Origin of the sequence: Hydrogenophaga sp. (assembly GCF_048549895.1) — a bacterium.
GTDB lineage: Bacteria > Pseudomonadota > Gammaproteobacteria > Burkholderiales > Burkholderiaceae_C > Hydrogenophaga.
The window spans coordinates 1-13110 of record NZ_JBLYYB010000019.1 but is presented as its reverse complement, the minus strand read 5'-3'; the positions used below and the strand labels follow the sequence as shown (position 1 = coordinate 13110).

General features: G+C 65.6%; 10 protein-coding genes and 1 pseudogene. 7 read left to right on the top strand and 4 right to left on the bottom strand.

The genetic code is table 11. The annotated features are described in order from the left end of the window. Window positions 1-217: 217 nt before the first annotated feature. The gene (locus tag ACN4F8_RS01595; protein ID WP_419471973.1) at window positions 218-2335 is read right to left on the bottom strand and encodes a peptidase domain-containing ABC transporter; all 2118 of its coding nucleotides are present in this window, start codon (window positions 2333-2335) and stop codon (window positions 218-220) included. 215 nt (window positions 2336-2550) lie between these two features. Here ACN4F8_RS01595 and htpG point away from each other — a divergent pair, with 215 nt between their 5' ends. The 6 genes and pseudogenes from htpG to ACN4F8_RS01565 form a co-directional block, all read left to right on the top strand. After that, window positions 2551-4413 (top strand): molecular chaperone HtpG, encoded by a 1863-nt coding sequence (gene htpG, locus ACN4F8_RS01590; RefSeq protein ID WP_419471972.1) that lies wholly within the window; start codon window positions 2551-2553, stop codon window positions 4411-4413. Between the two features lie 134 nt (window positions 4414-4547). Next, window positions 4548-5966 (top strand): class I SAM-dependent methyltransferase, encoded by a 1419-nt coding sequence (locus ACN4F8_RS01585; RefSeq protein ID WP_419471971.1) that lies wholly within the window; start codon window positions 4548-4550, stop codon window positions 5964-5966. Then, window positions 5966-7291, top strand: a complete 1326-nt coding sequence (locus tag ACN4F8_RS01580; protein ID WP_419471970.1) for a sensor histidine kinase — start codon at window positions 5966-5968, stop codon at window positions 7289-7291. Before ACN4F8_RS01585 ends, ACN4F8_RS01580 begins: the two co-directional genes overlap by 1 nt. Beyond that, entirely contained in the window at window positions 7288-8496 is a 1209-nt protein-coding gene (locus ACN4F8_RS01575) for an ATP-binding protein (RefSeq protein ID WP_419471969.1), read from the top strand. Before ACN4F8_RS01580 ends, ACN4F8_RS01575 begins: the two co-directional genes overlap by 4 nt. Then, window positions 8493-9449, top strand: a complete 957-nt coding sequence (locus tag ACN4F8_RS01570; RefSeq protein WP_419471968.1) for a response regulator — start codon at window positions 8493-8495, stop codon at window positions 9447-9449. Before ACN4F8_RS01575 ends, ACN4F8_RS01570 begins: the two co-directional genes overlap by 4 nt. Before the next feature lie 105 nt (window positions 9450-9554). Next, a pseudogene (locus ACN4F8_RS01565) lies at window positions 9555-9890 on the top strand (hypothetical protein); the annotation flags it as partial. Between the two features lie 84 nt (window positions 9891-9974). Here ACN4F8_RS01565 and ACN4F8_RS01560 read toward each other — a convergent pair. The 3 genes from ACN4F8_RS01560 to ACN4F8_RS01550 form a co-directional block, all read right to left on the bottom strand. Further along, the gene (locus ACN4F8_RS01560; protein ID WP_419471967.1) at window positions 9975-10403 is read right to left on the bottom strand and encodes an organic hydroperoxide resistance protein; all 429 of its coding nucleotides are present in this window, start codon (window positions 10401-10403) and stop codon (window positions 9975-9977) included. A 66-nt stretch (window positions 10404-10469) separates the two neighbouring features. Next, window positions 10470-10919 (bottom strand): MarR family winged helix-turn-helix transcriptional regulator, encoded by a 450-nt coding sequence (locus ACN4F8_RS01555; RefSeq protein WP_419471966.1) that lies wholly within the window; start codon window positions 10917-10919, stop codon window positions 10470-10472. Window positions 10920-11013: 94 nt separating this feature from the next. Continuing rightward, window positions 11014-12054 carry a serine/threonine protein kinase gene (locus tag ACN4F8_RS01550; RefSeq protein WP_419471965.1) on the bottom strand — a complete coding sequence of 347 codons (1041 nt, stop codon included), beginning with the start codon at window positions 12052-12054 and terminating at the stop codon, window positions 11014-11016. 57 nt (window positions 12055-12111) lie between these two features. Here ACN4F8_RS01550 and ACN4F8_RS01545 point away from each other — a divergent pair, with 57 nt between their 5' ends. Further along, a complete protein-coding gene (locus ACN4F8_RS01545) occupies window positions 12112-13023 on the top strand; it encodes a class I SAM-dependent methyltransferase (protein ID WP_419471964.1) in 912 nt (303 codons plus the stop codon). Window positions 13024-13110 lie beyond the last annotated feature (87 nt).

Below are 13110 nucleotides of genomic sequence, written 5' to 3'. Positions count from 1 at the left end.
TTTTCATGTACTTGGAGTTGGGTTGAGATTTTGAGTTTTTTGGAGTTTGTTGCGTTTGAATTCTCGCCTTTCAAAAATTGCTTACATCTTCTGATCAGGGAAAATGCTACCGATCTGTTGGTTTCCGCTATCAGATGCATGCCAGTCAACCGCGATAAACAAGTGACGCTGTAAGGGGGTCGAAGACGCGAGTTGTTCTTTCATTCATGTGCCGCATTTAGTTGGAGTTTGTGTCATCGTTGAGGTGAATCACTCGATCCACAGCCAACCCCCTGGGCACCTGATGCGTAATAAAAGCCATCGTCGCCTTGCCCTTCAGCCGATTGACCGTTTGCGCAAACAGCTCGGCCGTTTCCTGATCGAGGTTGGACACCGCCTCATCAAAAATCAGCACCTTGGGGCGTTTGAGCAAAGCGCGTGCAATGGCGATGCGCTGGCGCTGCCCGCCCGATAAACCGGTGCCGCGTTCGCCGATCTCGGTTTGGTAGCCTTGGGGCAGTTGTTCGATGACGTCGTGAATCTCGGCGGCGCGGCAGGCGGCCATGGCGTCTTCAAACCGGGCATGGGGCGAGGCCATGAGCAGGTTGTCGAGCACGGTGCCGGAGAACAGCACCGTCTCTTGCGGCACCACACCGAAGTGCGCGCGCAGTTCGTTGGCCGCCAGGTGGCGGATGTCGCGGCCGTCGATGGTGATGCGGCCTTGCTCGGGCACATGAAAGCCCAGCAGCAGCTTGGCCAGGGTGCTTTTGCCGCAACCCGAGGGGCCCATGAGCACGGTGAGCTGCCCGGGCGGCAGCGTCAGGCTCAGGCCCTGGTACAGCCAGGGGTGGCGTTCGCTGTAGCGAAAACCCAGGTCCTGCACCTCGATGGCGCCGCTGCCGCCCGGCGCGCGCTGGGGCACCAGGCTCACCGGTTCGGTGGGCATGTCCAGCACGTCGGCCAGGCGTTTCACGGCGATGCTGGCTTGCTGGAATTCTTGCCACAGGCCCACCAGGCGCATCAACGGCTGGCTCAAGCGGCTGGCGAACATTTGAAACGCGACCAACATGCCCACGGTGAAGGCGTCGCTATGCATCACGGTCCAGGCGCCCACGATCAGGATGGCCAGGGTCATGGTCTGTTCCAGCGCCGAGGCGCTCACTTGGTAGGTGTTGCCCGCTTGCCGGGTGGCAAAGCCGGCCTGCAGGTACTGCGCCAGGTAGATGCCGTAGCGCTTGTCCACGTCGGGCTCCATCTGCAGCGCCTTCACCGTGGCCATGCCCGAGAGGTATTCGGTCAAAAACGCCTGGTTGCGCGCGCCCAGTAAAAACTGCTGGTCGAGCCGCTGGCGAAACACCGGCACCATGACCAGGCTCACCCCCACGATGAGCAGCAGCAGGCCGACCGCCACCAGCGAGAGCACCCAGCTGTACCAGAACATCACCGCCAGAAAGATGAACAGGAAGGGCAGGTCCAGCAGCAGCGTGACGGCCGCGCCCGAGACGAACTCGCGCAGTGTCTCCACGCCCTGCAGCCGCGCCACCAGGGTGCCGGTGGGGCGCGCTTCAAAGTAGGGCAGGGGCAGGCGCAGCAGGTGACGCATGACCTGCTCGCCCAGCACGGCGTCCATGCGGCTGCCGGTGTGCAGCACCAGGTACTGGCGCAGCCAGGTCATGGTGCTGGTGAACAGCATGAACACCACCAGCGCCACGCCCAGCACCCACAGCGTGCTCAAGCTGTGGTGTGCAATCACTTTGTCGATGATCACTTGCGTGAACAGCGGCGTGGCCAGGCCCACCAGCTGGATGGCCAGGCTGGCCAGCAGCACGTCGCGCCACAGGCGGCGGTGGCGCAGCAATTCGGGGGTGAACCACGAGAAGCCGAAGGCGGGGCGTTGGGGCGGGCTGGTGGCGCTGTCTTCGTCTCCCGCCGGGGCGGCGGGGTCTTGCGCGGCGCAGAGCAAGAGCCATGGCTGGGCTTCACGGCTCAGGGTGTGCAGGTCGTTCAGTTCATTCGGGGCTTCGCCCGGGCGGAACAAGCCCAGTTGCCCGTCGCTTCGGCTGGCAATCAGCAGCGGCGTACCCGCGCTGTCCTGGCCGGCGCTGCGCGCAAAGGCAACCACTGGAAAAGGTGGGGGTGGATGCGCGGGGTCGGGCCAGGGAACGGTCTGCGCCTTGAGCCCGAGAGCGGCCAGGGCTTCAATCAGCGTGGGCAGGTCCCACGGCGGGGAAAACCGTTTGATCAGCAGTTCGGCGTCAAAGGGCTTGCGGTGCAAGCCCGCCAGGCTTCCCAGCAGCCAGACGGCCTGCTCTGTGCTCAGGGCATGCGTGAGCCCCGCGTCGTGGTGCGATGACAAATCCGGTTCCTCCCTCGTGGCTTGTTCTGGGCGCAAGACCGAGCGAGGCTAGGGGGACAACGGGAGGCCGGAAATACCACCAGTGCAGTAATTTGGAATGGCCTTGCTCGAACGCGGGAAGCGGGCCGAAGCTTGAAATCGCCGCCGCCGCCCATAATTCCGCCTCGCGCCGGCCCGTCCAGGGCCTCCCCCCTCTTTCTTTCCAACGAACTCCCATGAGCAAACAAACCCTGTCGTTCCAGGCCGAAGTGGCGCAGCTGCTGCACCTGGTCACCCATTCGCTGTACTCCAACCCCGACATCTTTTTGCGCGAGCTGGTGTCCAACGCATCGGACGCCTGCGACAAGCTGCGGTTTGAAGGCCTGAACAACGCCGCCCTGTTTGAAGACGCGCCCAACCTCGACGTGCGCGTGGCCTTCGACACCGAGGCCCGCACCATCACCATCACCGACAACGGCATCGGCATGAGCGCGCAGGAGGCCATTGACCACCTGGGGACGATTGCCAAGAGCGGCACCAAGGATTTCATGAGCCACCTCAGTGGCGACCAGAAGCAGGACGCGCAGCTCATCGGCCAGTTCGGCGTGGGCTTCTACTCGGGTTTCATCGTGGCCGACAAGATCACCGTGGAAAGCCGCCGCGCGGGCCTGCCCGCAGCCGAGGGTGTGCGCTGGGTCAGCGGTGGTACCGGCGACTTTGAAGTGGAAACCATCGAGCGCGCCGCGCGTGGCACCAGCGTCACCCTGCACCTGCGCGACGACGCGGGCGACTACCTCGACCGCTGGAAGCTCAAGTCCATCATCGCCAAGTACTCCGACCACATCAGCCTGCCCATCCTCATGCAGAAGGAAGAGTGGGACGCCGAGAAGAGCGCCTACGTGAAGCAGGACGAGTGGGAAGCCGTGAACTCGGCCAACGCGCTGTGGGCGCGCAGCAAGAAGGACATCAGCGACGAGCAGTACGCCGAGTTCTACAAGAACCTGAGCTACGACACCGAGGCCCCGCTGGCCTGGAGCCACAACCGCGTGGAAGGCAGCACCGAGTACACGCAGCTGCTCTACATCCCGGCCAAGGCGCCGCAAGACCTGTGGAACCGCGACCGCAAGGCTGGCATCAAGCTGTATGTGAAACGCGTCTTCATCATGGACGAGGCCGAGGCGCTCATGCCGGCGTACCTGCGCTGGGTCAAGGGTGTGGTCGATTCGGCGGACCTGCCGCTCAACGTGAGTCGCGAACTGCTGCAGGAGAGCCGCGATGTGAAAGCGATCCGCGAAGGCAACACCCGCCGCGTGCTGGCCCTGCTGGACGAGATGAGCAAGGACGTGGAGAAGTACACCGGGTTTTACGCCGGGTTCGGCGCGGTGCTCAAGGAGGGCCTGGGCGAAGATTTCGCCAACCGCGACAAGCTGGCCAAGCTGCTGCGTTTTGCCAGCACGGTCGGTACCGAGTTGACATCGCTCGCCGACTACAAGGCCCGCATGAAGGAAGGCCAAGCCACGATCTACTTCATCACCGCCGACAGCCTGGCCGCTGCCAAAAACAGCCCGCAACTGGAGGTGTTCCGCAAGAAGGGCATCGAGGTGCTCCTGATGACCGACCGCGTGGACGAATGGGCGCTGAGTTTCCTCACCGAGTTCGACGGCACGCCGCTGCAAAGCGTGGCCAAGGGCGCGGTCGACCTGGGGGCATTGCAGGACGAAGACGAGAAGAAGGCCGCCGAGGCCGCAGCCGAGGTGTTCAAGCCGGTGCTGGAGCGCCTGAAGGACAGCCTGAAAGACAAAGCCAAGGACGTGCGCGTGACCTCGCGCCTGGTGGATTCACCGGCCTGCCTGGTGGTGGAAGACGGTGACTTGTCCACCCAGCTGGCCCGCATGCTCAAGCAGGCCGGCCAGCCCGCGCCCGAGGTCAAGCCGATCCTGGAGGTGAACGCCGAACACGCGCTGGTGAAGAAGCTGGAGGGCAGCGCGCACTTCGACGACCTGGCGCACATCCTGTTTGACCAGGCGCTGCTGGCCGAGGGCGGATTGCCGGACGATCCGGCGGCGTATGTCAAGCGTGTGAATGCCCTGCTGATTTGAGATCGCGACCCCGAGCGGCCCCTGGCTGAGCAGGGCCGTGACGCAAATCACGCCAGGTGACTACACTGGCGCCTGATCATTCATTCCCGGCTGGCGCCTCGCTCGGCCTCTCACTTGTTGACAGCAGCCCAGCCGTGCATTTTCAGCGCCCATTCGACCCTGTCGTCACGTTCCGCAACAGCCAGGGGGAAGCTGCGCGAGGAACGTTGACCAGCCTGCAGCGGCGCTCCCTGGTGATGGAGATCTACAACCCGTACTCCATCGTGCAGGTCAGCGAGGTGCTCGGCGAACTCACCATCCGCTCGGGGGAGCGCAGCATCTACAAAGGCAAGGCCGTGGTGGTGAGCCTGCTCAACACCGGGCTGATGGCGGTGGTGTCGCTGGCGTTGATCGATGAATGGTCCGATCTCACGCTGGCCCGCGGCGAGCCGGTCGGCGTGGGCCAGCAGGCCCAGCTTTTTGTGGAGGGCTGGTTCGAGCGGTTCAAGATCAAACGGGGTTATCTGGTGGCGGTGAGCGAGATTCGCGCGTACCTCGCCGAAGTGTCTCGATGGACCGACCACGCCGATTTTTCCAGCGCCTTGCCCAGGGGCGAAGATGGGCGGGTGATGCCTGCGGTGTTTCAGGAAATCGCCTCACCCGTGATGTTGGCCGCGGCCAGTTACTTCGAGGCGCTGGAAGCGGAGACACAGAACGTGCCCGATGAAGACCTGCCCACCTACCGGAGTTTTGCGCAGGCCTCCCTGCACCCGTTGTTGCTTCGCGCCCCCTTCGTGTACCGCACGTTTGCCAAGCCGCTGGGCTATGCCGGCGACTACGAAATGGTGAACCAGATCCTGTCGGATCCCCAGCAGGGCAGCACCACGTATTTCCAGATGATCAATGCCTTGTTCCTGCGGTCTGCCGTGGCACAGGCGCACCGCAACCGCATCGACATTCTGGTGACGCATCTCAAGCAGGCCACCGCCCAGGCAAAGACATTGGGCAGACCGCTGCGCGTGCTGAACATCGGCTGCGGCCCGGCGGTGGAGATCGAGCGTTTTCTGCTCGCCGGTGGCGACCCGGACAGCGCGCACTTCACCCTGGTGGACTTCAGCGAGGTGACCCTGGAGCACACTCGCGCCAAGATGGAGGAGGTCGGCCGGCGCCTGGGCAAAACAGTTCACTTCGAGCTGGTCAACGATTCGGTCCACAACCTGCTCAAACGCGCCACCCGGGCAGATGCTGCACCGGTATCCGAAGCCTACGACTTTGCCTACTGCGCGGGTTTGTTCGATTACCTCTCCGACAAGGTCTGCAGCCGTTTGCTGGAGTACCTGTACGCCAGGACCCGACCCGGTGGCCAGGTGCTGGTCACCAACGTGCATTCCAGCAATTCGCAGCGCGGTGTGATGGAGCATGTGCTGGAGTGGTACCTGATCTACCGCGATGAGGCCCGCCTGCAAAGCGTTCTGCCAAGCCGTCGCAGCGAGGAGAAGATATTCACCGACGCCACGGGTGTGAATGTGTTTGCTTCTTTCCTCGTGCCCGCGCTTGAGCGCGCGAATGCCTGATGACCGCAGCCACTGCACAGTCCTTGCGGGTGGCCGTCCAGGACGTGCGGCTGGCGTTCAGCAAGACCGGATGCATCACCTCGGCCGTGCTGGTGCTGGCCGGTGCGGGGCTGGACCTCGCGGTCTATCCCGACAAGGCGACCACCTTCCTGCTGGTGCGGGCGCTGGTGGCGGTGGCCACCTTGTTGATTCTGTGGGTCATTCAGGGCGAGTTCGGGCGACGCCATGTGCGTGTGCTGACGCTGGTGTGGCTGGCGCTGCCGCAGATCATGATCGCCTGGATGATTGCCCAGACAGAAGGAGCGGCCTCCATCTACTTCGTGGGGCTTCATCTGGCGCTGTATGCGGTGGGCATGATCGTGCCCATCAGCTACCTGGAAGGCCTCGGGTTCGGGGTCTTCACCTGCCTCATCTACGTGGCGGCCTGCTTCTGGCACGCGGGTGGTTTTGTGGCGACGGGGCAGTTCGTCGCACACCTGCTGTTCACGGCTTTCTCCGCGATCATCTGTGTGGGTTGCACCTACTTCGCCGAGCTCAGTCGCCTGCGCCTGTTCGCCTTGAGGGAGCAGGTGGCCGAACAGAACGCCCGCTTGCAGGAAACCAACCGCACGCTGGCCGAGGTCAAGGGCCAGCTGATCCAGCGCGAGAAGATGGCCGCCATCGGCACGCTCTCGGCGGGTCTGCTGCACGAGCTCAACAACCCGGTGAACTACAGCCTGATGGCGATCGACATGGGCCTGACATGCCCTGGCGTTGAGGCGGATCCCATGCTCAAGGAAAGCCTGAGCGATGCGCGTGAAGGCATGCAGCGCATCCAGAACATCGTCTCCGACCTCAAGACCTTCGCGTATCAGAAGCCGGGGCAGGACGCGCAGCGCCCGTTTCTGCTGGGCAACGCCTTGCGCTCGGCGCTGCGGCTGGCGGGTTACGAGCTGCGGGGCATCGACGTGCCGTTGGAGCTGCCGCAAGACACCCACGTGCTGGGCGACGAGCCCGCCATCATCGGTGTGCTGATCAATCTGCTGAGCAACGCGGCCCACGCCTTGCAGTCGGCCAAGCGCGAGAAGCCGCAGATCTCGGTGACCGTGGTGTTGCAGGATCAGCGCCTGCTGGTGAAGGTGCGCGACAACGGCACCGGCATTGCACCCGAGAACCTGGGGCGTGTGTTCGAACCCTTCTTCACCACACGCGATGTGGGCGCCGGCCTCGGGCTGGGCCTGAGCGTGAGCTACGGCATCGTGCAGCGCCACGGCGGCACCCTGGCGGTGGAGAGCGAGCCGGGCGCCTGGACCGAATTCACCTTTGATCTGCCGAGGCCACCATGAGCATGCAAGACCCCGGCGCGCGCCGAGGCCCCCAGGGACCCCACGCGATCCTGATGGTGGACGACGAGCCGCAGGCGTGCAAATGGTTTGCCCGCCTGTACGGAGCGGAATTCACCGTGTTGACCGCCGCCAGCGTGGACGAGGCGCTGGTCTTGCTGGGTGAACGCGGCCACGAGGTGGCCGTGCTGCTCACCGACTACGCAATGCCTGCGCGCGACGGTGTGGCGCTGCTGGGGGAAGTGCGGCGGCTTTATCCGCACGTGGCGCGCCTGCTGGTGTCGGCCTACGCCGACAAGGACGTGGCCCTGTCGGCGGTGAACCAGGGCCATGTGGAGAAGATTCTGGAGAAACCGCTGGACGACACGATCACCCGCCAGGCCCTGCGCGAGGCGCTGGAGGCCAGCGTGCGACGCTCGCGCGACCAGTCGGTGATTGCGCGGCGCGAGTCGGCCCTGCGCGAGACGCTGGGGTTTCTGGCCCATGAGGTCACCTCGCCACTGGCCACGGTGCGCGGCTACCTCTCGGCCATGCGCGAGAACCACCGAGTCAGCCCGGAGAACACGGATGGCATGGCCCACATCGCGCAGCAGAAACCGGGCGATGTGCTGTTCATGATCGAGGCCGCGCAGCGGCGCGCGGAGTACGCGCAGTCGCTGGTGTCCACCTTCGTGCAGACCGCGCGAGATGCCAGCCGCGGTGACACCTCGGCCAGCCTGCATGCGGGCGAACTCGTGCGTGCGGTGCAGGCCGAGTATCCGTTTGAAGCGGCTGAGGCTGGCTGGTTGTCGGTGGAGCTGGCGGCTGATTTCACACTGCCCGGGCGGCGCGACCTGCTGTATCTCGTGTTGTGCACGCTGGTCAAGAACGCCCTGATCGCCCTGCGCGCCGAAACACCGCCACAGCCCCGGGTGCACATCGCGCTGGACCGCGTGGCCATGCTGCCCGGCCTGAGCCCGCAACCTGCCCTGCGCGTGACCGACAACGGCCCGGGCATCCCGCCCGAGGTGCTCAAGCGGCTCACGCTCGAACCCGTGACCACGCGCGCCGAGAGTGGCGGCAGCGGCATGGGCCTGCTGTTTTGCCAGCGTGTGATGACCACCCTGGGTGGCGACATTGCTGTGCATTCCACCTTGGGCCGAGGCACGACCGTGACCCTCTATTTCCCATCGTCGCCCGACGACACCCCGGTTGAGGAGACCCGATGACACCCACGAAAATTCTGTATGTGGACGACGAGGCCATGGCGCTGAAATATTTCGAGCGCCTGGTCAGCCCGCTGGCACCGGTGCTCACCGCCGGCTCAGTGGAAGAAGGCCGCGCCGTGCTGCTGGCCCATGGGGCCGACGTGGCTGTGCTGGTGTGCGACCAGCGCATGCCCGGCGAACGCGGCAACGAGTTGCTGCGCCACGCCCGCGAGTACTACCCCGGCGTGGTGCGCATGCTGACCACCGCGTATTCCGAACTGGGCGACGCGATCGAGGCCATCAACACCGGCGAAATCTACCGCTACATCAACAAACCCTGGGAGCTGGAGAGCCTGCGCGCCGACCTGAAGAACGCGCTGGAGCTCGCTGTCTTGCGCAGCGAACGCGACAGCCTCATGCGCGACCGCCTGCTGGCCCAGCAAAGCCGCTTGCTGGCCAACCGGCTGGCCGCTCTGCACATGGTGGGCTCGGCCGTGCATACCGGGGACCACGAGCAGGCGATCCACCGCTTTGCCGAGGCTGCGCGTGCGGCGGGTGGTGCCGAACCCCAGGTGGACTGGAACCGCTGGGACCACGCCGATCTGTTGCAGGCCGAGGCGCAGCGCGGCGCGGCCATTGCAGCGCGGCTGCGCGATGCCCTGCAGGCGTTTGGCCCGCAGGGCGAGGCGGGCGCGGCATGGCTGGCGCTGGCGCGCTCGGTGGGTGGCGAGCTCAGTGGCGACGGGGTCCTGGTCCCCGACGCCGCCGTGTTCACCGCGCTGCTGGTGTCGCCTGCCGGTGAGGCGCCCACCGCAGAGCAATGTGCGTGGCTGGCGTGGCTGCTGTGGCAGGACGGGCGGGCCGGTGTCACACCAGCCCAGGGCGGCTGGCTGGTGCGCCCCGCCGAGCCCGACACGCTGCGCGCCGACTGGCTGGCCGACGCCATGGAGCGGCTGGGCAAAGCGCCGGCCTGAACCCCGACCCTTCACCGTTGGGCTGGTGCGTGGAACCCTGGCGCCGGAAAACGGTCATTCAGCCAGGGCTTGAAGTAACCTTGCCTTTGAATCACCGGGAACACCATGACGAACGCACTGCAACCCCCTCGCCCGCGATCCACGCCCGCCACCCGCCTGGCTGCCTGTCTCTGTGCTGGTGCATTGCTCGCCGGCTGCTCGGCCGGTGTCGGCGTGGGCATTCCGGTCGGGCCGTTTTCCATCGGTGTGGGGGTGGGCACGGGCGGCGTGAACGCCGGCATCAGCACCGGTGTGGGCCCGGTGGGTGTGGGCGTCGGGGTGAACCAGCGCGGTGCGGTGAGCGCCGGTGCCGGCGTGGGCACCAGCACCCCGATCGGCAACAGCAATGCGCGGGTGGGCGTGGGTGTGGGCACCAGCACCACCATTTACGACCCCGACCGCGATCACCGGTAAACACCCATCCTCAGAACAAAAAAAGCCCGTCCGGTTCACGCCGGACGGGCTTTTTGCTGCATGAGCCGATGCTCAGACCAGCGTGATCGTCACGTTGATGTTGCCGCGGGTGGCGTTGGAGTACGGGCACACCTGGTGGGCGGTGTCCACCAGGTCTTGTGCCACGGCGCGGTCCATGCCGGGCAGGCTCACGGCCAGACGGGCGGCGATGCCGAAGCCGGCGGGGATCGGGCCGATGTCCACTTCGGCATCGATGGCGGCATCGGCCGGCACCGCAATTTTCTTCATGCCGGCCACGTGCTTCATGGCACCCATGAAGCAAGCGGAGTAACCGGCAGCGAACAGCTGCTCGGGGTTGGTGGCTGCGCCCGAGCCGCCCATGGCTTTGGGCGGCGAGAGCTTGACGTCGAGCATGCCGTCGTCGGAGCGCGAGCTGCCTTCGCGGCCGCCGGTGGTGTGGGCGCGGGCGGTGTAGACGACTTTGTCGAGGGAAGTGGGCATGGTGTGGCTCCTTGGGGTTGGTGCTTGCTGGAAGCGGGGGGTGAAAAGGGTCTGGAAGAAAGGGTCTCAGGCGATGAGGCGGTCGCGCAGGGCCTGCACCTGCCGGGTGAGGGTCACGGCCTCTGCGACGGAGCACTGCGAAGCGTCCAGCACACAGCCGGGGATGCGCGCGGCGCGGGCCTTGAGTTTGCGGCCAGCAGCGGTGAGGCGGATCAGCACACGGCGTTCGTCCTGCACGTCGCGCAGCCGGGTCACGAGCTCGGCGGACTCCAGGCGTTTGAGCAGCGGGGTGAGGGTGCCGGAGTCGAGGTGCAGGCGTTCGCCGAGTTCGGAGACGGCCACGCCGTCGTGTTCCCACAGCACCAGCATGGCCAGGTACTGCGGGTAGGTCAGGCCCATCTCGTCCAGCATGGGCTTGTAGAGCTTGGTCATGGCCAGCGAGGCCGAGTACAGGGCAAAGCAGAGCTGGTGGTCGAGCTGCAGGGCCTGGTCGCTGGAGAGGCGGGGGGTGTTCATGGGTTTTTAATGTAGTTGGCAATTAAATTGTGTGCAATGTAATTGCGAGCAACCACATTCGGACCAAGGTCATCACGAGCCTGATGGCCCGGGTTCAAGCCATCAAAGGCTCGCCCTGCATCTCCTCGATCTGCTCCACCAGCATGTCCACCTGCCCCTGCCAGTAGTCGCGGCTGCCGAACCAGGGGAAGTTGATGGGGAAGGCCGGATCGTCCCAGCGGCGCGCCACCCAGGCGCTGTAGTGGATCAGGCGCAGCGTGCGCAGCGGCTCGATCAGCGCGAGCTCGCGCCGGTCAAACGCGCGGAACTGTTCGTAGCCGTCGACCAGCGCGCCGAGTTGCTGCGTCTGCTGGCGGCGGTCGCCGCTGAGCAACATCCAGAGGTCCTGCACGGCCGGGCCGGTGCGCGCGTCGTCCAGGTCCACAAAATGCGGGCCGGCGCCGGGTTGGCCCTCGGGTGTCCAGAGGATGTTGCCGGGGTGGCAGTCGCCGTGCAGGCGGATGCGGCGGATGCTGTCCTCATCCAGCAGCGCGCCTGGCTTGAGCGCCGGGTGGGCTTCGATCAAGGCCAGGGCTTCTGCCAGCGCGGCCGACCAGGCGGTGCGCACCTCGGGCGCCACGGCGGCGTGTTCCATCAGCCAGTCGCGCGGTTCGTGGGCGAAGCTCGCGGCGTCCAGCGCCGGGCGCACCTGGAAAGGCTGGGCCGCGCCCACGCTGTGGATGCGCGCCAGAAAGCGGCCTATCCATTCAAGCACCTCGAAATTGTCGAGTTCGGGGCGGCGCCCGCCGCGACGCGGGCTCACCGCGAAGCTGAAGCCGCTGAAGTGGTGCAGTGTTTCGCCCTGCACGCGCAGCGGCGGCACAGCCGGGATTTCGGCGGCCACCAGTTCTTCGGCAAAGGCGTGCTCCTCGGCAATCTGCGCATCGCTCCAGCGCCCGGGGCGGTAGAACTTGGCCACCACCTGGTCCACGCCGTCCAGGGGCGACTCCAGGTGGATCTGGTACACGCGGTTCTCGAAGCTGTTGAGCGCGGCCAAACGCCCATCGCCCCACAGGCCGATGCTGGCCAGCGCGTCCTGCACCACGTCGGGGGTGAGGGTGCCGTAGGGGTGGGTGCTGGGGTGTTCGGAGGTCATGGGGCATTGTCACCGTTGCTGATGTTTGCATCGGGTGCACACACCTATCATCGGCACATGGCCAAACACAAACCCTCGCCCCGCCCGGCTCCCACGCTGCAGGAGCAACTGCCCGAGCTGCGCGAAGGCCAGTCGGTGGCCCTCTTGCAGGAGCTGCACATCCTCACCCGCGAGGGCAAGCTCAACCAGGACACGCGCCGCAAGCTCAAGCAGGTCTACCACCTGGTGCAGTTCATCGAGCCGCTGCTGGCCGATGTATTGGCCGCGCGCGGCGACGTGACCCTGGCCGACCACGGCGCGGGCAAGTCGTATCTGGGCTTCATCCTGTACGACCTGTTCTTCAAGGCCAAGGCCACGGGCCGCGTGACTGGCGTGGAAACCCGCGCCGAGCTGGTGGAGAAGTCGCGTGCGCTGGCGAACAAGCTGGGCTTCGAACGCATGGATTTTCTGGCGACGACCGTGCAGGAAGCGCTCACGCACCCGGGCTTGCCCGCGCGCATCGACGTGGTGACCGCGCTGCACGCCTGCGACACCGCCACCGACGATGCCATTGCGTTCGGGCTGGCCAAACACGCGAGCCACATGGTGCTGGTGCCGTGCTGCCAGGCCGAGGTGGCCAGTGTGCTGCGTCAACACAAGGCGCTGAGCCTGTCGCGCTCGCCGCTGGCCGAGTTGTGGCGGCATCCGCTGCACACGCGCGAATTCGGCAGCCAGATCACCAACGTGTTGCGCTGCCTGCAGCTCGAAGCCAGCGGCTACAGCGTCACCGTGACCGAGCTGGTGGGGTGGGAGCATTCGATGAAGAACGAACTGATCCTGGCCCGTAGAATGGCCGACGACCGACACGGTGCTCGCGAGCGGGCCCGGCAACGCCTGACGCAGGTGCTCGATGAGCTGGGCCTGCCGGAACTCAGGACGCGCTTTGCTGTCGATCAGGTCGCATCAGGTGTGTCCACAGTGACGACATGATTGTTCGCGGCGGCCCTTCGGGTCGCCTGTTTGTCATCTTCCCGGTGTACAAGTCAGCGCCACGCTGATGCCGGTTTGCCTGGTGGT